The following is a 20,384-nucleotide window of genomic DNA, read 5'->3' on the forward strand; positions in this document are numbered from 1 at the left end:
CGACCGGGGACCCTGCACCGGCGGTGACCGCGTCACCGGCCGGGGCGGCAGCCACGGTCGGCGCGCGGGACGAACGACGGGGAGGGCGACCGGATGGTGGACGCGACCACACGGTACTTCGAGGAGCTGAACCGGCGGGGCTTCGAGCCGACGCTGGCGAAGACGTCCGGAACGCTGCGGATCGACCTGAACGAGGGCGCGCGGACCACGCACTGGCTGCTGGCCATCGACCGGGGGCGGCTGCGGGTGAGCCAGGAGGACCGGGAGGCGGACACCGTCGTCGCCGTCGACCCGGGGCTCTTCGAGAAGATCGTCACCGGTCGGGAGAACGGGCTCGCGGCGCTGCTGCGCGGCGACATGACGATCACCGGGAACGCGCGGCTGCTCGTCCAGGTGGAACGGGTCTTTCCCGGCCCGCCGGACGCCCGTGGCCCGCGCCGGCCCGCCGGCAGGAGGGCGTGCTGATGGCCGAGAGCAACACGGTCCGGATCCTCGACGGGAACACCTTCGTGGTCTGCGAGAGCACCGGCGACATCGAGGCGACGCCGTCCGAGCCGAGCGGCCTGTTCTCCATCGACATGCGGTTCCTGTCGACCTGGGTGCTGACCCTCAACGGCGAGCGGCTCCACCCGCTGTCCTACGACGACCTCCAGTACTACGAGGCCCGGTTCTTCCTGGTGCCGGCGACGGCCACCCACTACACCGACGCGAAACTGTCGGTCATCCGCGAGCGGGCCGTCGGGGGCAGCTTCCGCGAGGAGCTGATCATCCTCAACCACGACGAGCAGCCGGTGGACCTGGAGGTCCGTATCGACGCGGCGGCCGACTTCGCCGACCTGTTCCAGGTCAAGGACGAGATCGTGAACAAGAAGGGCGAGTTCTACACCGACGTGCAACCGGACGCGCTCCGGCTCGGCTACCGGCGGGGCAACCTCGTCCGGGAGACCGTCGTCACGTCGTCCCGGCCGGCCCGGTTCGACGCCCAGGGACTGGCGTACACGGTGCGGCTGGAACCCAACGAGCAGTGGCGCACCGAGCTGGACGTCCGGACGGTCGCCCTCGGCCCCGGCGGCCGGGACCTGCGGATGGGGCTGCGGGCCCACGGCGTCGAACGCCAGGCGCTCCAGCACGACCTCCAGGACTGGCTGGCCGCCGCGCCGACGGTCAACTGCGAGTGGGAGACCCTCGACCGGACCTACCGGCGCAGCCTGGTGGACCTGGCCGCGCTGCGGTTCTCGCCGATCTCGCTGCCCGGCGCCACCCTGCCCGCCGCCGGTCTGCCCTGGTTCATGACCATGTTCGGCCGGGACAGCATCCTGACCTGTCTGCAGACGCTGCCGTTCACCCCGGAGCTGTCCCGGACCACGCTGCGGATCCTCGCCGCCCTCCAGGGCACCCGGTTCGACGACTTCCGCGAGGAGGACCCCGGGCGGATCCTGCACGAGATGCGGTACGGGGAGACGGCCGCCTTCGAGGAGCAGCCGCACTCGCCGTACTACGGCTCGGTGGACGCGACCCCGCTGTTCGTGGTGCTGCTCGACGAGTACGAGCGGTGGAGCGGGGACGCCGCGCTGGTCAAGGAGCTGGAACGGGAGAGCCGGGCCGCGCTGCGCTGGATCGACGAGTACGCCGACCTGGTCGGTAACGGCTACATCTGGTACGAACGCCGCAACACCGACACCGGTCTGGAGAACCAGTGCTGGAAGGACTCCTGGGACTCCATTTCGTACCGGGACGGTCGACTGCCCGGGTTTCCCCGGGCCACCTGCGAGGTGCAGGGTTACGCGTACGACGCGAAGGTGCGCGCCGCCCGGCTGGCCCGGGAGTTCTGGGGCGACCCGGCGTACGCCGACCAGCTCGAACGGGAGGCCGCCGAGCTGAAGGAACGGTTCAACCGTGAGTGGTGGGTGGCCGACGGCGAGTACTACGCGATCGCCCTGGACCCGGACGGCCGGCAGGTCGACACGCTCAGCTCCAACATCGGGCACCTGCTGTGGAGCGGGATCGTCGACGAGTCGCGGGCGGCCAAGGTCGCCGCGCACCTGGTCGGCCCCCGGCTCTGGTCCGGCTGGGGGGTGCGCACCCTCGCCGAGGGGGAGGCTCGCTACAACCCGATCGGCTACCACAACGGGACGATCTGGCCGTTCGACAACTCGTTCATCGCCTGGGGTCTGCGCCGGTACGGCTTCGCCGAGGAGGCCGCCCAGATCGCCGACGGCATCATCGCCGCGTCCGCGTACTTCGACGGGCGGCTGCCCGAGGCGTTCGGCGGCTACCGGCGGGAGCTCACCAAGTTCCCGGTGGAGTACCCGACCGCGTGCACGCCGCAGGCCTGGTCGACGGGCGCGCCGCTGCTGCTGATCCGTACGATGCTGGGCATCGAGCCGCACGAGGGGCACCTGGCGGTCGAGCCCCGGCTGCCGGTCGGCATGGGCCGGATCGAGGTGCTGGACATCCCGGGCCGGTGGGGCCGGGTGGACGCCTTCGCCCGGGGCCGCCTCGAACTCCACACCCCCGCCGACTGACCCCTTCGCGCCCCCGTGATCGACCCCGCGCGCCCCGTGATCGACCCCGTAGCCGGCTCCGTATCGGGGAAACGGGGGTGTCCCGAGGCGGCGAAGGCCCTACTTCAGGGATGTGGAGTCGGCACTTCAGAGATGTGGAGTCGGCCGAGACTCACGCCGCTCGTCCGGGCCGGTCGGCGGGCGACGAGCCGGTGAAGTAGGGCTCGGCGGCCTCAAGTCGGGGCGTCCGCACCCCCACTCGGCGTGCTTCCGCCAGGGTGTCGCGGCAGATCGCGCGCAGTTCCTCGGGGTTGGCGTGGGCCTCCGTCACGACACGCATCGGCGGGAAACGACCGAGCAGCCAGGCCAGTGCCGGCGCCGCCAGCCAGACGGGCGCGGTGAGGGGCAGCAGCTCGGCCCGGTGTCGCCGCAGGTCCACGCCCCGGGCCTCGACCAGCGGCAGCAGCTCGCGGGTGGCGAGGATCGCCTCGCGTACGTCGCGGGGCGACAGCCCGGCCAGGGAGCCCCGCCGCAGGGCCCGCGTGTGCAGACCCGCGTTCTGCACGAAATGGATCGACAGCCAGCCCCGGAAGTCGGAGTTCTCCTGAATCCTGAACCCGGCCTCGCGGAACACCTGCCGTACGGCCCGTTCGCGCCCGGTCGGCGGCTGGTCGAGAGTGCCGAGGAAGACCGCGGGCAGCAGGGCCGCACGCAGCACGCCGTCGTCGCTGATCGCCAAGGCCCGCGAACTCTTCGCCAGCGGCTGCTTCGACCTGCGTCTCGACGACTTCGCCAAGCTGGCCGGCGTGGGCACCGGCACGCTCTACCGCCATTTCCCCACCCGGGAAGCCCTCGCCGAGGCGGTCTACCGTGAGGAGCTCACCGCCTTCGGCGACTGCCTCCGCGAGTTGCAGGCCACCCTCCCCGCCGACGAGGCGCTGGAATCCTTCCTGCGTGGCCTCGTGGACCACCTGCACGCCAACGAGGGCCTCGCGCGCACCCTCGCGGGGCTCATGGCCGCCCGCTCGGGCACGCTGGCCGAGGGCGCCCAGGCCCTGGGCCAGGCCGTCGCCGACCTCCTGGCCGCCGCCGCCGAGGCCGGAACCGTCCGCGACGACGTCGGCGCCGGAGCCGTCATGATCGCTCTCCAGGGCATCTGCGCGACCTACGGCCAACCGGCCCACCGGGCCGACGCGGACGGCATCATCACTCTCGTCCTCGCCGGCCTGCGCCACCCGTCCGACCTGTCGAATTGATCGACTCCTTCTCGGGGAACCGGGGCTGTTCCATGGGGACGAAGGCCCCGTTTCCACGAAGTGCAGTCGATCAGGTTGGAGTCGTTCACGCGGCTGGGCGCCGGAGGGGTGTCGGTCCGGGGCTGGTCCGGTCCGGTGTCGGGGTGTCGCCGGCAGGGTAGTCTCGGCCAATGCCGGAACTCGTGTACCCGCCCGTGATCGCCGCCTGCAAGACCATGTTCCGGGTTCTCGACCTGAAGATCACCATCGAGGGCGCGCACCACGTGCCCCGGACGGGCGGGGCGGTCATGGCCGCCAACCACGTCAGCTACCTCGACTTCATCTTCTGCGGCCTCGGCGCGCAGGAGTCCAGGCGGCTGGTCCGGTTCATGGCCAAGGAGTCCGTGTTCACGCACAAGGTGTCCGGCCCGCTGATGCGCGGCATGCGGCACATCTCGGTGGACCGGACGGCCGGCACCGACTCGTACAACGTGGCGGTCGACGCGCTGCGCCGGGGCGAGGTGGTCGGCGTCTTCCCCGAGGCCACGATCAGCCGCTCGTTCACCGTCAAGAGCCTCAAGAGCGGCACCGTCCGGATGGCCAAGGAGGCCGGCGTGCCGGTGCTGCCGGTGGCGCTGTGGGGCGGGCAGCGGCTCTGGACCAAGGGTCGCCCGCGCACCCTCACCCGCCGGCACGTGCCGATCACCATCCTGATCGGCGAGCCGATCGACCCGGCCGACTACGCGTACGCCGGTCGGATGAACGCCGAGCTGAAGTCACGGCTGATCGCGCTGGTCGACCGGGCGCAGCGGGAGTACCCGGACCAGCCGGCCGGCCCCGACGACACCTGGTGGCAGCCGGTCCACCTCGGCGGCACCGCCCCCACCCTGGAGGAGGCCGCCGCCCTGGAGGCCGCCCGCCTCCAGCGCGCCGCCGAGAAGGTGTGAGCCGCCCCCCGGCCCCGGCGGTTCGCCAACGCCGATCCGGCGTGAGACCGCGCCGACCGCCGACCGCCGGTCCGGCGTGACCGGATCGGTCCGCAGCCGGACGTGATGGTGCCTGTCGTCGGCGCGCCACGGCGACCAGGATCGACGACATGAGCCGATCCGCACTCGTCGTCGTCGACGTCCAGGAGTCCTTCCGGCAGCGCCCGATCTGGGCGTACCGCTCGAATCCCGACCTGGCGCCCCGGGTCGCCCGGCTGGTCGCCGCCGCCCGGACGCGGGGTGACCTGGTGGTCTGGGTGCTGCACGCCGAACCGGGCAGCGGTGGCGTGTTCGACCCGGCCAGCGGGCACGTCCGGCTGCTCGACGGGCTCGCCCCGCGCGCCGACGAGCCCCGGCTGACCAAGACCGCGCACAACGCGTTCACCACCACCAACCTGCAACACCTGCTCACCGTCCGGGGCGTCCGGGAGCTGGTGGTCTGCGGCATCCGCACCGAGCAGTGCTGCGAGACCACCGCCCGGCTCGGCGCCGACCTCGGCTACCAGGTCACGTTCGTCACCGAGGCCACCACGACGTTCCCCACCCCGCACCGGGACCTGCCGGCCGACGCCACCGTCGAGGAGATCCTCGCCGACCCGCGCACGCTCTCCGCCGACGAGATGACCCAGCGCACCGAGTACGCGCTGGCCGGTCGGTTCGCCACCGTCCGTACCGTCGACGAGGTGGTCGCGCGCTACGCCGAGCCGGTCGGCTGACGCATGCCCAGGGTGGTCTTCCTGCTGGTCCCGCAGGTGCACCTGCTGGACCTGGCCGGCCCGGCACAGGTCTTCTCCACCGCCGCCGACCTCGGGTACGACTACCGTCTGCACCACGTCGCCGAGCGGAGCCCGGTGCCGTCCGTCCAGGGCGTGCCGCTGGTGGCGGACGCCGACTGGCCGGAACTGACCCCGGACGACCTGGTGGTCGTACCCGGTTGGCGGGTCGCCGGGTACGGCCCGGCGGGCTGCCCCGACCCGGTCGGCCCGGCCGACCTGCGGCGGCTGGCCGACCACCACGCGGCCGGCGGCGTCGTCGCCAGCGTCTGCGCCGGCGCGTACGCGCTCGGCCGGGCCGGGCTGCTCGACGGTCGGCGCTGCACCACCCACCACGAGGTGCAGGACGAGCTGGCCCGCCGGCACCCGGCGGCCCGGGTGGTACGCGACGTGCTCTACGTGGTCGACGACCGGGTGGTGACGTCGGCCGGCATCGCCAGCGGCATCGACCTGGCGCTGCACCTGATCGCCACCCGGCACGGGCCGGCGGTGGCCGCCCGGATCGCCCGCGCCCTGGTCGTGCCCACCCGACGCAACGGCCACGAGCGGCAGGAGAGCGCGATGCTGCGGCACCGCGACCACCTCAGCGACGCCGCCCACCGGGCGCAGGACGTGATCGACGCCCGTTTCCCGGAACGGCTGCCGCTCGCCGAGCTGGCCGCCGCCGGCGGCGTCGCCGAACGTACCCTGACCAGGCTGTTCCGGCAGGCCACCGGGCTCACCCCGCTCGGCTACCAGAACCTGCTGCGGACCGAACGCGCCGAGCACCTGATCGGGCACGGCGCGACCGTCGAGGCCGCCGCCCGCGCGGTCGGCTTCGCCGACGCCCGGATGCTCCGCCGCCTCCGCGCCCGAGGCGTCCGCCGCTGACTGACCGACGCGAGCCCGGCCCGGTGGCTTCCGCAGGGGTGTCCGCCGGGGTCGGCGCGATCATCGACGCCCGTCGCCGGCCCGCCGCGCGTGCTGAGGTGACGAGCTGACCGCGAAGACCACGGCGCGGGTCACCACCGCCTTCGCCAACCCGGTCGCGGCGGTCTCGACCACCGGCATGCGCGGCTCCCCTCCGTGGACGACCGGCCCTGGTCGGGTGGGGAAGCCCTGGCGATCAGGGGTGTCCGGTCCACATCGGAACGGCGACGGTCAGCAGGCCGGGCCGGGTCCGCCGGCGGCCGGTCGGCGCACCGTCACCCGACGGGGCCGGCCCCCCGGCCGGTAGTAGTCGTCCCTGGTGAGGAACTCCAACGGCAGCGCGCCGGGCAGGGTGACCGGCACGCCCCGCACCACCGCGGCGGTGCCGGCCCGACGCAGCAGCACGTCCCGCTCGGCCGCCGACAGCTCCACCAGGGTCGGGTTCGCCAGCCGGAACGCGGCCACGGACCGGCGCACCAGCCGGGCCAGCACCCCCAGCTCCCGCGCCGGCAGGCCACCGAGGGCCAGGGCGGGCTGCCGGAGCGTCCGCAGACTGTCGCAGACGATCAGCAACTCGTCGGGACGGCTCGGGTCGCCGGCCCGCAACTCCAGCCGGGACGGCCACTGCCAACGGATCTGCCCGCTGACCGGGCGGGCCGGCCGGAGGCTGCGCCGGTGCCGGGGGCCGTCCCCGTCGACCGGGGCGAGGGTCAGGTCGTCGCAGACGTGCACGACGCGCCGGTCGGTGACGGTCACCGAGGCGGCCGGGCCGAGCGCCCACTGCCGGCGGTCACCGGCCGGGTCGAGCAGCTGACCGGAGAGGGCCAGCCGGTAGCGGGCCAGGACCCGTTCGCCCGGCTCCGGGACGGGAGCGTGCCGCCGGTCGAGGACGGGCTGGTCGGCGGTGTCGGTCGCGTCGAAGCGGTGCGGAGCGATGAAGAAAGGTGACCCGTCGTCGGGGGACATCAGCACCTCCCGGTGGCGCACGGTGACGGACGGTCGTCCGTCGAGCCTTGCGTGCCGGTCGGGCCGCTGTCATGACACCCGTTAGGGGGTCGGCCGGTCGGGCGCCGCGTACGACTGGTAGGTGCCTATCTCCTCGGGACGGACGAGGCCGTCCTCGATCGCCCGGGCGAGCAGCGCCGCCTTCGTGGCGGCCGGACGGCCCACCCGGCTGTACTTGATCCGCGCCCGGTCGACGTACTGCTTCACGGTGTGCTCGCTGATCCGCATCCGCCGGGCCACCGACGCCTTCGACATCGACTGGAACCACAGCAGCAGCGCCTCGCGCTCCTTGTCGGACAGCGCCGGCCGGTCCGGGCGGGCGTCCCCGACCAGCGCCCCGGCCAGCGTCGGCGGCACGTACGCGCGGTCGTCGGCGGCGGCCAGCACCGTCGCCACGCAGTGTTCACGCCCCTCGTGTTTGGCCAGGAACGCCACCGCGCCCGCCTCCACCACGGCCAGCATCGTCTCCGGGTCGGTGTGTTCGGAGTAGACCACCACCCGGCGGCCGTTCGCGGCCAGCCCGGCCACCCGGTCCACCATGGTCCGGCCGTGCAGCCGCAGGTCCAGCAGGAGCACGTCGGCTTCCGGGGCCGCGCGCAGCACCGCGTCCGGGTCGTCGCCGGTGGCCACCACGGTCAACCGGGGCTCGACGGCCAGCCACGACCGGATCCCCTCGACCACCACCGGATGGTCGTCGACGATCGCCACCCGCACCGGCCTGCTCACCGGGACGCCGTCCACCGGGTCCGGATCCATCTGACCTCCCCGTCGCGTTCCTGCTCGTACTCGACCGGGCCGTCCCCCGACGCAGGGACGACCTCCTCAAGAGTGCCCCGGTCCGGAGTGACCAGACTGATCTCCACCGCGTCCGGGGTGGCCAGGACGGTCAACCGGGCCCGGTCGTCGGCCTGCGCCAGGGCCGCGGTGAGCGGGTCGACCAGCCGGCGACGCACCTCCACCGGCAGCGGCGGCGGACCGCCCAGCGTGATCAGGTCCACCGCGACACCCCGCCGCTCGGCCAGGTCCGCGCCGGCCCGTAGCTCGTGCAACAGTGGGTCGGGCACGTCGTCGGACTCGGCGATCAGGCGGCGCAACCGGGCCGCGGCGAGCGCGCAACGCCGCTGCACCGCCGGGTCCGTCGGATCGGCGCGGCCGGCGGCCAGATCGGCGAGGACCGCGCCGGCCGCGGCGTCGACGAGCGCCAACCGGGCCAGCCGGTCCCGGTGGGCGTGCGCAGCGGCGAGCCGCTCGGCGGTCACCGCCGCGCCGGCCGCGGCGGCGCGGGCCCGTTCGGCGGCCAGGGCGCGCAGGGTCGCCGCGCCGACGGCGAACGCGATCGGCAGCGCCGCCACCCCGTACACGTACATGGCGTAGCGGCTCAGGTCGGCGGCGTCCGCGCCCTGCCCGAGCACCGCGACCAGCGCGATCACCGCGCCCGCCGCGATCGTGGCGACCAGGTCCCGCAGCGGCCGTCCCCACAGGAACAGCACCGCGAACCAGCCGACCGTGCCCCACCCCCAGTTCGCCGAGTGGAACAGCAGCTCCGCGCCGCTGGCCGGGAAGACCACCGCGTCGACCAGCAGCAACCCCACCACCAGCGGCCACGCCGGCAGCGGCCCGCCACGCAGCAGCCGCCACCCGGCGAATCCGCCGGCCGCCGCCACCGCCAGCCAGCCGCCGCCGACCAGCCACGGCCACCGCAGCGCCGACCAGCTCAGCAGTACGGCAGGCAGGCTGATCAGCAGATGCCAGCCGTACGCGATCACCACCGCCGCGATCCGGGCCCCCCGGTCGGATGCGCTCACCACCGCGCCCGCGCCGCCCGCCGTCCCGCCCCGCGCGACAGCCGACGTGCTGCCCGGGGTCGTGCTGCCCGGGGTCGTGGTGGCAGCCGTCGTGCTGCCCGGGGTCGTGGTGGCAGCCGTCGCGCTGGCCGGCGGTCCGACCTGGTCAGCCGGCATCCGGCCACTCCAGGATGATCCGGGCGCCCCGGCCGGGAGCGGAGTCCACGGTGGCCCGGCCACCGGCCGCCGCCATCCGGCCACCGATCGACTCACGCAGCCCGTACCGGTGGCCGGGGACCCGGGCCGGGTCGAAGCCCGGCCCGTCGTCGACCACCTCGACCACGACGGTCCCGGCGATCCCGGTCAGGCGCAGCCACGCGGTCGCGCCCGGCGCGTGCCGTTGCACGTTCGCCAGCGCGGCGGCGGCGCTCTCGGCGATCGCCTCGGCCACCACCGCCGGCACCCGCACGCCTCCCGCCGGCCCGTCGGCTTCCGTCGGCCCGTCGGCCGCTGCCGATCCGCCTGCTTGCCGGTCCGCTGCCGTCGGGTCGTGGCGCACCGGGGGGCCGGCGGGCCGGCCGGTGGTCGTCGGCGGGTCCCCGGTCGTCTCGACGATCACCGGCAGGTCGGGGAAACGCGCGGCCACCTCGCGCAGACGCACGTCCAGCGGCGCCGGTCGACCGCCGGCCGGCGCGCCGGCCGCCGGGCTGACCGAGGGTGGCTCCGCCGACGCGCCGGCCGCGGAGAAGGCGAGCAGGTCACTCGCGGCCCGGTCCCGCAACGACGCCGAGCCGGAACGGACCGCGCCCAACCCCACCATGGTCAACGTGGACAGCGCCGTGTCGTGCAGGTCCCGGTTGTGTCGCCGCTCGGCCTCGCGGGCGGCCCGGGCGACCAGCGCGTCCCGGGCGACGCGCTGCCGTTCGGCGAAGGCCAGGTCCGCCCGCCGGCTGCTGCGCCGCAGCACGACGGCCAGCGCCGTCCCGGAGGCGGTCTGCACGACGAGGGTGGTCGCGTGCGCGACGGCCTCGGCGTCGTTGCCGGCCAGGTGCGCGCCGTACGCGTACGCGCCGGTGACCAGCAACCCGGCCGGCACCGCCCACCGTGGCCGCAGGGCGAGCTGGGCCACGATCACCGTCGTGCTGGCCAGGATCGCCACCCAACTCACCTCGCCGGGCAGCACCTCGGCGGCGACCAGCCGGGGAATCAGCAGACACGCGCCGACGGTCAGCGCGACGTCCACCGCGATCAGCGCGGGGGTGAGGCCGTGCCGGCCACCCACCCGGGCGAACCACCCCGACCAGGCGGTGAGCACGCCGACCACCACCAGCAGCAGCGTCTGGTCGACCGGCTCGGACCGGACCGCCAGGGCGGCTGCCGCGCCGGCCAGGCCGCAGGTCACCCGCAGCACGACGGGCAGCGTGGTGAACACCCGCCCCAACGCGTCGGCGGCCGGGCTCTGCGCGACACCCGGGATCGGCGGTGGCGGTGGCGGAGCGGTGGTGGGACCGTCCGGCGCTCCCACCGTGGGCATGCTGACGACCGGCATTCGGGGGAGGCATCCTTCCGGCTGTGATCCGTACGGGCGCACGACGGGATGCAACGGCCGGAGGATAACACGCACCGAGGGCAGAAAGGGCCGCCCCGACCGCCTCCGACGGCCTCGAGTTACGCCACCGGGTCGTGGGTGCCCTGAGGGACGTCGGGACGGCAGCGGCGCAGCCGGTCGGCGGTCAACCGTCCGCCCACCGCCAGGCCGTACCGCTCCACCGCGGTCAGCCCGTACGCGCTGCACGTGGGGGTGAAGCGGCACCGGCCGGGCCAGTGGGCCGACAGCCAGCGCCGGTAGCCGAGGATCGCCGCCCGCCCCGCCCGGTCCACCACCGGCGTACGGCCCGGTCGGCTGCCGCCGGCCGGTCGGCCGGCGTGCCGCTGTGGACGGGTCACCGGGCCGGCGTGCCGCTGTGGAGGCGTCACCAGGCCGGCGAGCGTCGCGCCCAGGGTCAGCAGGAACGAGAACAGCCCGAAGTCGCAGCAGGCCGGGCCGTCGCAGTCACAGCCGTCACAGGAGCCCCAGTCGGACTTCCGCTTGCGCTTCCTGCGGGCCCGCCCGTGGCCGGTCAGTTTGATCATGCGGCCATGATGCGACACGCTGTCCACGCCTCCGCGGGACGCCCTCCGGGGGACGCCTTCGTCGCCGTCGGCCGCCTATGGTGCGGGTATGACGACTCGCGCCGAGGTGCCGCCCCTTCGCCTGGAACCGATGACCGAGGACGGGTACGACAGGTACCGCGCCGGATCCGAGGCCGGGTACGTGGACAGCATCGTCGCCAGCGGCTCGATGCCCCGCGCGGAGGCGGAGGAGAAGGCGCGCGCGGACCTCCGGCGGCTGCTGCCCGACGGGCCCCGGACGGCGGGTCACCACTTCTGGACCCTGCACGACGACGGGGCCGGGGTCGAGGTCGGCATCCTGTGGCTGCACGTCGAGACGAAGTCCGACGGCCGGCACGCCTTCGTCTACGACGTCGAGGTGCACGAGGGGCTGCGCCGACGCGGCTACGGCCGGGGGATCATGCAGGCCGTCGACAGGTGGTGCCGGGAGGCCAGGGTGGCGACGGTGGGACTGAACGTCTTCGGCCACAACACCGGCGCCCGCGCCCTGTACGAGGAGATGGGCTACCAGGTCACGTCCGTCCAGATGCGGAAGTTCCTCTAGCGGTTCTCGAGCGCGGGGGCTTCCCGCCGACCGGATCCACTGACACCATCCATCGAAAGGTCTCACTCTCGATTGTGGAGGTTCGGATGCGGTCTCGTCTGGCGAGTGTCCTCGGTGCCGGCGCGTTGCTGGCCACCGCCGTGCTGGTGCCGGCGTCCCCGGCGTCGGCGGCCCCGTCGTTCCGGGTGCCGTTCCCGTGCAACCAGAACTGGTCGGGGCAGACCCGGACCAACCACAGCCCGCAGTACGCGATCGACTTCAACCGGACCGACGACCACGGCGACCCGGTCAAGGCCAGCGCGCCCGGCACGGTCGACGTGGTCACCAACCTCGGCGACACCAGCTACGGCCGGTACGTGCGGATCAACCACGGTGGCGGCTACACCACCTACTACGCCCACCTGAGCGGGTTCAACGTCTCCGTCGGGCAGAGCGTCAACTACGGCACCACCATCGGGTACGTCGGCAACAGCGGCGGCTCCAGCGGCTCGCACCTGCACTACGAGCAGCGCCTCAACGGATCCGACATCAAGGTGCGGTTCAGCGGCAACCTGGCGCTCTACTGGGGTACGCAGAACTACGTCCGTACCGCCGGCTGCTGACCGGCGGGCGGTCGCCGTACCCTGGCGGAAAATCCCGTCCACCGTGGAGGGTGACCGCCCGTGGAGCCCACGCCCGACGACCCGTACGCCGAGCTGCGGCAGGCGCTGGAGGCGGTGCTCCGCCGCCGCAGGGGGGCCGACCCGAGGGCCCTCCTGACGGCGCTCGACCGGATCGCGGAGCGCGGCGAGGAGCCCGCCGAGCTGCTCGACGCGATGCGGCTGCTGGTGGAGAACCAGATCGCCGTCCAGGACCGTGACTACGCCACCCTGCTGCTCATGCCGGGCCGCTTCGAGGAGATGCTGGCCCGGGTCGGGCCGGACGCCCCGTACGCGGGCGCCCTCCGGGCCGCCGCCGGGGTGGCCAGGGCGATGGGCCGGTTCGCCGCCGCCGACCCGGACGTCGTCCCGGCGCTGGCCGACGAGCTGCGCGCCACCGTGGCGGCCCTCGGCGAGCACGAACCCACCCGGGCGTACCTCGAACTGCTCGACCACCGGGTCGGCCTGGCCCGCAAGGCGTACGCCGCCGAGCTGGGTTCCGACGGCCCGGGTTCCGACGGCCCGGGTTCCGACGGGCCGGGTTCCGACGGGCCGGGTTCCGACGGGCCGGGCGGTCGGCCGGGGGACGACGAGATCAACCGGTTGCGCCGGTTCGCGGCGCTGAACCCCTCGATCGGGCCGGTCGAGCAGGCCGTCATCTTCGCCGACGTGGCACAACTGCTCATGGCGCAGGTCGCGGACCGGCCGCACCTCGCCACCGCCGCGATCCGGGACCTGCGTACCGCGCTGCGGATCGCGCCCCCCGACGACCCGGACCGGGTACGCTTCCGCGCGCTGCTCGGCAACGCGCTGCTGCGCCGGGCCGAGGCCGCCCTGGCCGCCTCCACCACCGGTCGGGCGCTGGCGATCCGGCCGGCGCTACGGCCGCGCGTCGCCGCCCGACGTGACGTCGACCAGGCGTTGACGCTGCTCGACCAGGTGGTGACCGAGGCCGAGGAGACCCACCACCCGCACCGGGCGTGGGCCGGCATGACGCTCGCCGACGGGTACCGCCGCGCCGGCCGGCACGCCGAAGCCCGCGCGGCCGGGCTGCGCGCCCTGCGCGGCCACGCCTGGCAGGTGCTCCTCCAGTCGCACGCCGTCGCGGCGGCCACCGCCGGGGTGTTCGCCCCTGAGGACGCGCTGCGGATCGCGCGCTGGTGCATCGCGGACGGCGACGCCGAGGGCGCGGTCACCGCGCTGGACGCCGGCCGGGGGCTCATCCTGCACGCCGCCACCGAGACCGACGACGTGCCGGCCAGACTCGTCGCGGCCGGCGCGCCCGAGCTGGCGGCCCGCTGGCCCGGCGGGCCGGACGCCGTTCCCGACGCCGACGGCCAACCGGTCGGGCCGGCGCCCGTCGAGCTGCGCCGGGCCGCGTTCGCCCGGCTCACCCTGGACGGCACGCTGCTCGACCCGCCCAGTCCGGACGAGATCCGGGCCGCCCTGCGGGACGCCGGCTTCGACGCGCTGGTCTACCTGGTGCCCGGCGCGCCCGCCGAACCCGCCTCGTTGGTGACCGGGGCCGCCGCCGAGCCGGCCCGACCCGGCGCGGCTGTGGTCGTCGACGTCGACGGGTCCACCACCATCCACCCGCTGCCGGAGCTGACCGCCCCGCCGTACCCGGCGCGACTCCCTTCCGCCGCCGCGGTCGGAACTGCTGGCGCAGCCGGTCCCGGTGGCGTGATCGGCCCTGGTGCTGCTGCCCGCGCCGGTGGCGAACGGGATCTGAGCTCACCGAGACCCCGACCGCCGGACGAGCTGGAACGACTCTGCGGCTGGGCGTGGCGGGTAGCGGTCGGGCCGCTGCTGGACACCCTGCCGTCCCGGCCGGATGCTCCGCCGTCCCGGCTGGTCCTGGTGCCGATGGGCGAGCTGGCCGAGGTGCCCTGGCACGCCGCCCGACACCCGGACGGCGGGTACGCGACGCAGCGCGCCGTCTTCTCGTACGCGGCGTCCGCCCGGATGCTCTGCCACGCCGCCGCCGTGACCGGGGCCCGCCCCGCGCCCCCGGCCGCCGCCGGAGCCGAGGTCGGGCCGGTGCTGATCGTCGGTGACCCGGACCCGGCGGGGACGGCCGCCGACCTGGCCGGCGCCCGCCGGGAGGCGCTGGCGCTGCGCGACACGTACCCCGGGGCCCGGTACGTCGGCCGGCTCGCCGACGGCGCGCCCAGCCCCGAGGGCACGGGTACGCCGGAGGAGGTGCTGGCGTTCTCCGGCAGCGTCCTGCACCTGGCCTGCCACGGGGTGGTCCGCGACGGCTGGGGCGCCGACGACACGTCGTACCTGGTGCTGGCCGGTGGGCGACGGCTGGCCGCCGAACGGCTGATCGCGGCGCGCGGCGCCCGACGACCCGCTGTGGTGGTGCTGGCCGCGTGCAGCAGCAGCGTCTCCGGTCGGGGCTGGGACGAGGCGTTCAGCCTGACCACCGCGTTCCTCGCCGGGGGCAGTGGCGCGGTGGTGGCAGCCCGGTGGAGCGTCCCCGACGAGGAGACCGCCGCGCTGATGCTGTCGTTCCACCGGCACCTGCGTGCCGGTCACCCGCCCGTTGACGCCCTGCGCGCCGCCCAACTCGACCAGATCCAAACGGGTACGGCCGCGCTCCGCGCCTGGGCCGCCTTCACCCACTCCGGCCGCTGACCTCCGCCCGCCCCTCCTGCGCCCGTGCCGCCCGCCCCTGCCGCCCCGCCCTGCGCCTGCCGCCCCGCCCCGCCCTGCGCCTGCCGCCCCGCCCTGCGCCCGGTGCCAGCCGTCCCTGCCCTGGTGATCAGGAGGTTCTGGCGCCGATCGGGCTGGAATCCGTGCTCAAAGCTCTTGATCAACGTGGTGGTGGAGGGGCGGTGTTACGGTCGCGGCAGCGCGGGGTCTGGGGATGGAGTCCATGGTGGGCAGAACGAAACTCGGCGGGCTGGTCGCCATCGGGGGGATCTCGGTGGCGGCGGTTGTCGGCGCGGTGCTGGGCACGTACCTCGCCGATCGGGACGAGCCCGAGGCCGCGCCTCGGGCCGAGCCGACCGTGACGGCGAGCCGTACGCCGTCGGCCGCCGACCCGGTCGCCAGCCTCGCGCCGTCCGCCGCCGAGCCGCGCTCCAGCGTCGCGCCGTCCTCGGCGGCTGCGGGCGGCAACCGGACGTACCCGATCGGCCGGGTGATCCACAGCGAGGAGTCGGCGACCGTGACGCTGGTCAGCGCCGAGGTCAACGGGGACGCGATGCGGCTGAACTTCAGGTACCGCAACAACTCGGCGGGCGTGTGGGAGCTGAGCTGCCCGGCCGTGAGCCTCGACGCGGAATTCGCGTACCTGGCCCTGCCGGACGGGCGGGTCGTCCGCACCACGAGCACCTGGTGTGGCACCACCCGACCGGGGGAGTCGTTCAGCCTCCGGCCGGGTGAGCAGCTCGACAGTTGGGGCGTGTTCGCGTCGACGCCGCCGGTCGGCTCGACGTTCAGCCTGTCCTGGTACGGCTACACCGTCCACGACCTGCGGCTGGGCTGATCCGGCGGCCCTCGTCGACGGCTGGTCGTGCTCAGCGCGGGGCGTGCCGGAGCCGGGTGAGGAAGGTGGACCAGGCGGCGGGAGCGAAGCTCAGCACGGGGCCGGTCGGGTCCTTGCTGTCGCGTACGCCGACGACGCCGGGCAGATTGTCGGCCACCTCGACGCAGTCACCGCCGCTCCCGCCGCTGCGGGTGCTCTTGCGCCAGACGGCGCCGGCAAACTCAGACATGATGCTCCTCGATGATCGACGTGATCAACCGTGCTGATTCTGCCTCATCAGGGGCGAGCGTTTCGAGATCGCGCCAGACATGTTCGTAGGCCGCGACTTCGGTCGGCCGATCCAGGTAGAGCGCGCCGGTGATGTTCTCCAGGTAGACCGTCGTCGGCTCGGTGGCGGCCCGGCCGAGCGGGCGCGGGAAATCCAGCAGCACGAAGCTGCCTGTCTCGCTGGCCAGCGGTGGGCCGGCGGAGAACGGCAGCACCCGGACCGAGACGTTCGGCAGCGCGGCCACCGAGAGCAGGTGCCGCAACTGCCCGACCATGGCCAGCCGGTCGGGGATGCCGCGCCGCAGCACCGCCTCGCTGAGCACCACCCTGAGCGCCGGGGCCGCGGGCAGCCGACGGACGAGAACATGCTGCCGGTGCAGACGCACCTCGACCATCTTTTCCCGTTCCGCCGCGCTGAGGTGTGGATTCTTCCGACGGAACAGTTCGGCGGCGTACTCCCGGGTCTGGAACAGACCCGGGATCAGCTCGGCGTCGTATCGGCGCAGCATGGACGCGGACGATTCCAGGCCGACGTAGAGCGAGAACCAGGACGGCACGACGTCGCCGTAGGAGTGCCACCAGCCCTTCGCGCGGGTCTCCTTCGCCAACCCGGCGACGATGGCGCGCATGTCGTCGGAGACCTGGTAGAGGTCGCACATCGCGCGGGCGTCGACGGCCCGGATCGGCACCAGCCCCTTCTCGATGCGCCAGAGCTTCTGCCGGGAGCAGTCGAGCGCCTCCGCCACCGTGTCCAGGGTGACGTGGGCCTCCTCGCGTAGCTCGGTGAGCAGGCGACCGAGCTGCCGGCGGGGAACAGTCGAACCGCTTGTTTCTTCCGTCATGCAACATCACCGAATTCCTTCCTGCAACGGCTGCCGTTTCCCGCCGTACACAATTCCGGGGTGGTCGTCGTGGGTGCCGGCTAATCGAGCCTAAGGAGGGGGAGTGGATTGCGCAACGTGGTGTAGTTGCCACATGCTGACAGATGTCGCTGGCGGGTTTCGGCGGGTACGGGTCTCGGCCCGGTGGCGATTCTGGTATAGCCGCTTGCCGTCCATCCGAATGGATAGCGCAATTTCCTGGAAAGGGGCCTAATGCGGGTGACCTATGCGGAGTACGTGGCGGCAGTGGCGCTGACGCTGGCGCGTCGGCACCGGCCGGTGTGGAGTTGGGCTCGCTGGCGCAGGGTGTGCCGGTGTGGTGGTGAGCTGCCGTGCCGGGCGCGGCACCGGGTTCCGGTGAACCGGGGGCACTGGCCGGGAGAGGGTCGGTGACCAGCCACGGGCCGACGATGCCGGAGTGGACGTGTGGCGGGTGCGGGCTGCCGTGGCCGTGCCCGACCCGGCGGCGGGAGCTGCGGGCGGAGTTCGACGGCGCCCCGATGTCGCTGACCATCCACATGCGGTCCTGGTTCGCCTCCGCCGCCGAGGACCTCGGCACGGCGCCGGCCGGGGCGTTGCACGCGCGGTTCGTCGGATGGACGACGTGACGACGCTGAAGGCCGGCGACCTGGTGCAGGTGACGAGGGCGGCCAGCGTGCAGTTCGTCCAGCCGATCACGTTCCGGGTGATCCGGGTCCTCGACTGGCCCGCGTACGACAGGTGGATCTGGTTGGACGGCTACCAGCTCGACGCCTCCGGCGACGCCGTCGCCCGCCGGACCATCTACGTACAGCCGGCGGGATTGCTGGCGCAGCGGGCCCGGCCCGCTCCCGCGCCGCGCGGCCCGGCGACGTCACGGCGGCCCGGCGCGCGGGGACGTCAGCCTGACTGAACGGTGATGTCGGGGTCAGCGTCGGCAGCCGTGGCGAAATTCGCGCTGGCGGCCTTGAGGCAACGCGAGTTGTGTCGGCTGTCGGGAGGAACGTCTACGCCGGCAACGGCAACGAGTTCGTCATATCGTGCCGGCCGGAGCGTGTCGGTCCCCGTCAGCAGGAGAAGTGGAACTCCTCGGCGTGCGGCCTCGCTGGCCTCGAATCGTGTCCATAGTGTGTGCAGGTAGTTCGGCGACACTACGGCAATGAACGTTCCAGCGGCTTCCAGCGCACAGGTGACCGCGAAATGCCTGTCAATATCATGTGGATGATGTAGATCGTCGATGTAGACGCTTTTCAGGTGGCCGAGCAGCGCCTCGATCTGGACGAGTCGTTCAAGACTGTTGTCGCGTCTGCTGTAGCTCACGAAGGCAGTCATGGCGAACCGTGGCTGCTGATGAGGTGGCGCCGTGGCTGGGCGGTGTCGGTGTCGATGCCGGGAGAATCGGCCCGATCCGGCATCGTCAGGTGGCGCCCATGGTCGCTCTGAGCCGACGCTGACAAGCGTGGCTGAAGGAATCGGTAAGCCGAAAGAAGTAGGCTGCCGTTCACCGTGGCTAGCGGCGACATGGCCGTGTGAAGGGCCTTGAGCGCGGCATCGCCAGCAAATTCCCCTGGTGGTGAGGCATTGATGTCAGACTTACTCATGCCCACGTGGTGATGGTGTCAGATTATTTTGGCAAGTGCCAGTTGACTATTTCCGGCAGATAGGTTAAAAGGCGTCATTCCGGTTGACGCCCGACATCTGTGGGTAGCGGACCGCCGTCATTACGAGGACCGCGGCGAGCAGCACGAACCCGGCCTCAACCAGCAGGAGGACCGCGACGAAGGCGGTGGTTCCCAGGGAAGCGACGATCTCGGAAAGCTTCCTCGACGGTCGTTCGCGGCCGGTCAAGAGGTTGATGACCTCCATCGATCCCCCGTGCCGGCACGGTCACCTGCCGTGGCAACGTCGTGGACGGCGCGAGGGAACGCCCCGGGGTGGTCGGCGACACGGTTGATCGGCGGAACCCGGCTCTCAAGGGCGGCGACCGAGTGCGGTACGCCCGCTGTTCTGTCCCCAAGTTGCCCCCACACTCATCGGGGCGGCCTGCGGGGGCATCCTCAGCAGTCCGCTTCGCATGCTCACGGTGTGTGCGCCTGGCAGGATTCGAACCTGCGGCCTTGGGATTAGAAGTCCCCTGCTCTATCCGCTGAGCTACAGGCGCATGGCGTGCCCGGCGAGGCCGGCGGCACGTGTGGTGCGCCAAGAGGGTACCGCCGAGCGGGGGTGTCGCGGTGGTACGGGGCCGGACGCCGTACGCGCTGCGCCGCCGCGCCCACTGTGTCACCGCCCCCGCCCACCGGACACCCGGTTTCCGCCCACCGGACAGCCCCGCCACCGTCCGCTGGATCGACCAAGGGCTTCGTGGGCGGATCCGTACCCAAGGTTCTTGACCGACAGCGGCGGGCGGCGGGGCTGGTGGCGGGGGTGGTCAGTTGGGGATGGGGTCGGCGGGCTGGTCGGGGGCGGGTGGGGGCAGGTCGCGCAGGTGCTTGTTGTTGCGGGGCTCCTGGCGGGTCTTGGCGTCGTTGAGCCGCCGCCGCAGGTCGTCCCGGCAGTCGTTGAGCGCCGCGTGCAGGTCCTCCTCGGTGGAGGTGGTGACGATCTTCTGCTGGCCGGCGATCCAGCACTCCAGGGTGACCTTCTGCCCCCGGGCCTCGCGGTCCTTGACCGACACCTCCAACTCGGTGGCGTCGGCGTGGAACCCGGCCAACCGGGCGTCCAGCGTCGCGAACTGCTCGGCGATCCAGTTTCGGTCGCCCTGGGAGAACCCGGCCCCGACGCGCAGGCACTCGGCGACGGTGGCGGGGTTCGTGACCGCGCTCATCGCCGCGCCTCACCGTGGGCGCGGGCGGCGACGTTCGTACCGGAGGGGCACGTTCTCGACATGGTGGTTGACCTTTCCCTGGGGCGATGCGGCGCTGTGGTCCGCGGGTCGTTCCGGTCCGTGGCCACGTCCGCTCCTTTCCTGGTACGCCGGCAGCTACGGCCGGTTGATCGGCAGGTACCCCGTCGGGGGCCCACCGGAAACGCGTTGCCGGTCGCTGCGGGCGCTCTGATCGTCGCCCGGCGTGCGGCCCCCGCCCCAGGGCCGATGGTCATAGCACACCGGGACCTTGATCAGGTTGTTGTCCACAGGCGGTCCCGTTGTCCACAGGTCGGCGACTCGGGGTGGCCCGGCGGGCGGCGGTGGGTCAGGCTCGGCGGCGAGTCG

At 73.5% G+C, this 20,384-nt stretch carries 23 protein-coding genes and 1 tRNA gene; 12 read left to right on the forward strand and 12 right to left on the reverse strand.

What is annotated here, in order from left to right:
* The first annotated feature begins 93 nt into the window (after positions 1 to 93).
* Entirely contained in the window at positions 94 to 465 is a 372-nt protein-coding gene (locus O7606_RS25955) for an SCP2 sterol-binding domain-containing protein (RefSeq protein ID WP_281596608.1), read from the forward strand.
* A complete protein-coding gene (locus O7606_RS25960) occupies positions 465 to 2,525 on the forward strand; it encodes a glycogen debranching N-terminal domain-containing protein (RefSeq protein ID WP_281596610.1) in 2,061 nt (686 codons plus the stop codon). The genes O7606_RS25955 and O7606_RS25960 overlap by 1 nt, the downstream gene beginning before the upstream one ends.
* A 151-nt stretch (positions 2,526 to 2,676) precedes the next feature.
* On the opposite strand, the gene O7606_RS25965 is transcribed toward O7606_RS25960, so the two are convergent.
* Positions 2,677 to 3,222 carry a hypothetical protein gene (locus O7606_RS25965; protein ID WP_281596611.1) on the reverse strand — a complete coding sequence of 182 codons (546 nt, stop codon included), beginning with the start codon at positions 3,220 to 3,222 and terminating at the stop codon, positions 2,677 to 2,679.
* Between O7606_RS25965 and O7606_RS25970 the strand changes: the two genes are divergently transcribed.
* From O7606_RS25970 to O7606_RS25985, 4 genes are all read left to right on the forward strand, one after another.
* Positions 3,182 to 3,760 (forward strand): TetR/AcrR family transcriptional regulator, encoded by a 579-nt coding sequence (locus O7606_RS25970; RefSeq protein WP_281596612.1) that lies wholly within the window; start codon positions 3,182 to 3,184, stop codon positions 3,758 to 3,760. The two genes, O7606_RS25965 and O7606_RS25970, sit on opposite strands and share 41 nt — an antisense overlap.
* Before the next feature lie 170 nt (positions 3,761 to 3,930).
* Positions 3,931 to 4,686 (forward strand): lysophospholipid acyltransferase family protein, encoded by a 756-nt coding sequence (locus O7606_RS25975; protein WP_281596613.1) that lies wholly within the window; start codon positions 3,931 to 3,933, stop codon positions 4,684 to 4,686.
* Between the two features lie 149 nt (positions 4,687 to 4,835).
* Entirely contained in the window at positions 4,836 to 5,441 is a 606-nt protein-coding gene (locus O7606_RS25980) for an isochorismatase family protein (protein ID WP_281596614.1), read from the forward strand.
* Positions 5,442 to 5,444: 3 nt separating this feature from the next.
* Entirely contained in the window at positions 5,445 to 6,368 is a 924-nt protein-coding gene (locus O7606_RS25985; RefSeq protein WP_281596615.1) for a DJ-1/PfpI family protein, read from the forward strand.
* A 270-nt stretch (positions 6,369 to 6,638) separates the two neighbouring features.
* On the opposite strand, the gene O7606_RS25990 is transcribed toward O7606_RS25985, so the two are convergent.
* From O7606_RS25990 to yidD, 5 genes are all read right to left on the reverse strand, one after another.
* Positions 6,639 to 7,394, reverse strand: a complete 756-nt coding sequence (locus tag O7606_RS25990) for a hypothetical protein (protein WP_281596616.1) — start codon at positions 7,392 to 7,394, stop codon at positions 6,639 to 6,641.
* A gap of 60 nt (positions 7,395 to 7,454) precedes the next feature.
* Entirely contained in the window at positions 7,455 to 8,168 is a 714-nt protein-coding gene (locus O7606_RS25995) for a response regulator transcription factor (RefSeq protein WP_281596617.1), read from the reverse strand.
* Positions 8,135 to 9,373, reverse strand: a complete 1,239-nt coding sequence (locus tag O7606_RS26000) for a hypothetical protein (RefSeq protein WP_281596618.1) — start codon at positions 9,371 to 9,373, stop codon at positions 8,135 to 8,137. The genes O7606_RS25995 and O7606_RS26000 overlap by 34 nt, the downstream gene beginning before the upstream one ends.
* Positions 9,363 to 10,745 carry an ATP-binding protein gene (locus O7606_RS26005; protein ID WP_281596619.1) on the reverse strand — a complete coding sequence of 461 codons (1,383 nt, stop codon included), beginning with the start codon at positions 10,743 to 10,745 and terminating at the stop codon, positions 9,363 to 9,365. Before O7606_RS26005 ends, O7606_RS26000 begins: the two co-directional genes overlap by 11 nt.
* Before the next feature lie 119 nt (positions 10,746 to 10,864).
* Positions 10,865 to 11,329 (reverse strand): membrane protein insertion efficiency factor YidD, encoded by a 465-nt coding sequence (yidD, locus tag O7606_RS26010; protein ID WP_281596620.1) that lies wholly within the window; start codon positions 11,327 to 11,329, stop codon positions 10,865 to 10,867.
* 88 nt (positions 11,330 to 11,417) lie between these two features.
* Here yidD and O7606_RS26015 point away from each other — a divergent pair, with 88 nt between their 5' ends.
* The 4 genes from O7606_RS26015 to O7606_RS26030 all read left to right on the forward strand — a co-directional run bounded on the left by O7606_RS26015 (position 11,418) and on the right by O7606_RS26030 (position 16,046).
* On the forward strand, positions 11,418 to 11,912 hold the full coding sequence (locus O7606_RS26015; RefSeq protein ID WP_281596621.1) for a GNAT family N-acetyltransferase: 495 nt from the start codon (positions 11,418 to 11,420) through the stop codon (positions 11,910 to 11,912).
* Positions 11,913 to 11,998: 86 nt separating this feature from the next.
* Positions 11,999 to 12,514, forward strand: a complete 516-nt coding sequence (locus O7606_RS26020) for a M23 family metallopeptidase (protein WP_281596622.1) — start codon at positions 11,999 to 12,001, stop codon at positions 12,512 to 12,514.
* Between the two features lie 60 nt (positions 12,515 to 12,574).
* Positions 12,575 to 15,190 carry a CHAT domain-containing protein gene (locus O7606_RS26025; protein WP_281596623.1) on the forward strand — a complete coding sequence of 872 codons (2,616 nt, stop codon included), beginning with the start codon at positions 12,575 to 12,577 and terminating at the stop codon, positions 15,188 to 15,190.
* Between the two features lie 241 nt (positions 15,191 to 15,431).
* Positions 15,432 to 16,046, forward strand: a complete 615-nt coding sequence (locus tag O7606_RS26030) for a hypothetical protein (RefSeq protein WP_281596624.1) — start codon at positions 15,432 to 15,434, stop codon at positions 16,044 to 16,046.
* Between the two features lie 31 nt (positions 16,047 to 16,077).
* On the opposite strand, the gene O7606_RS26035 is transcribed toward O7606_RS26030, so the two are convergent.
* Together O7606_RS26035 and O7606_RS26040 are read right to left on the reverse strand one after the other, a co-directional pair.
* Entirely contained in the window at positions 16,078 to 16,275 is a 198-nt protein-coding gene (locus O7606_RS26035) for a DUF397 domain-containing protein (RefSeq protein ID WP_281596625.1), read from the reverse strand.
* The gene (locus tag O7606_RS26040) at positions 16,268 to 17,155 is read right to left on the reverse strand and encodes a helix-turn-helix transcriptional regulator (RefSeq protein WP_281596626.1); all 888 of its coding nucleotides are present in this window, start codon (positions 17,153 to 17,155) and stop codon (positions 16,268 to 16,270) included. Before O7606_RS26040 ends, O7606_RS26035 begins: the two co-directional genes overlap by 8 nt.
* Positions 17,156 to 17,583: 428 nt before the next feature.
* On the opposite strand from O7606_RS26040, the gene O7606_RS26045 reads away from it, so the two are divergent.
* Positions 17,584 to 17,802 carry a hypothetical protein gene (locus O7606_RS26045; protein ID WP_281596627.1) on the forward strand — a complete coding sequence of 73 codons (219 nt, stop codon included), beginning with the start codon at positions 17,584 to 17,586 and terminating at the stop codon, positions 17,800 to 17,802.
* Positions 17,790 to 18,086 carry a hypothetical protein gene (locus O7606_RS26050; RefSeq protein WP_281596628.1) on the forward strand — a complete coding sequence of 99 codons (297 nt, stop codon included), beginning with the start codon at positions 17,790 to 17,792 and terminating at the stop codon, positions 18,084 to 18,086. The genes O7606_RS26045 and O7606_RS26050 overlap by 13 nt, the downstream gene beginning before the upstream one ends.
* Here O7606_RS26050 and O7606_RS26055 read toward each other — a convergent pair.
* The 4 genes from O7606_RS26055 to O7606_RS26070 form a co-directional block, all read right to left on the reverse strand.
* Positions 18,074 to 18,493, reverse strand: coding sequence for a hypothetical protein (locus O7606_RS26055; RefSeq protein WP_281596629.1), 420 nt, complete (start codon positions 18,491 to 18,493; stop codon positions 18,074 to 18,076). The genes O7606_RS26050 and O7606_RS26055 overlap by 13 nt on opposite strands.
* 345 nt (positions 18,494 to 18,838) lie before the next feature.
* Positions 18,839 to 19,039, reverse strand: a complete 201-nt coding sequence (locus O7606_RS26060) for a hypothetical protein (protein ID WP_281596630.1) — start codon at positions 19,037 to 19,039, stop codon at positions 18,839 to 18,841.
* A 222-nt stretch (positions 19,040 to 19,261) separates the two neighbouring features.
* A tRNA-Arg gene (locus O7606_RS26065) sits at positions 19,262 to 19,334 on the reverse strand.
* A 267-nt stretch (positions 19,335 to 19,601) separates the two neighbouring features.
* Entirely contained in the window at positions 19,602 to 19,997 is a 396-nt protein-coding gene (locus O7606_RS26070) for an HPF/RaiA family ribosome-associated protein (protein WP_281596631.1), read from the reverse strand.
* Positions 19,998 to 20,384: the final 387 nt, after the last annotated feature.

The organism is Micromonospora sp. WMMD882, from assembly GCF_027497255.1.
Taxonomy (GTDB): Bacteria; Actinomycetota; Actinomycetes; order Mycobacteriales; family Micromonosporaceae; genus Micromonospora.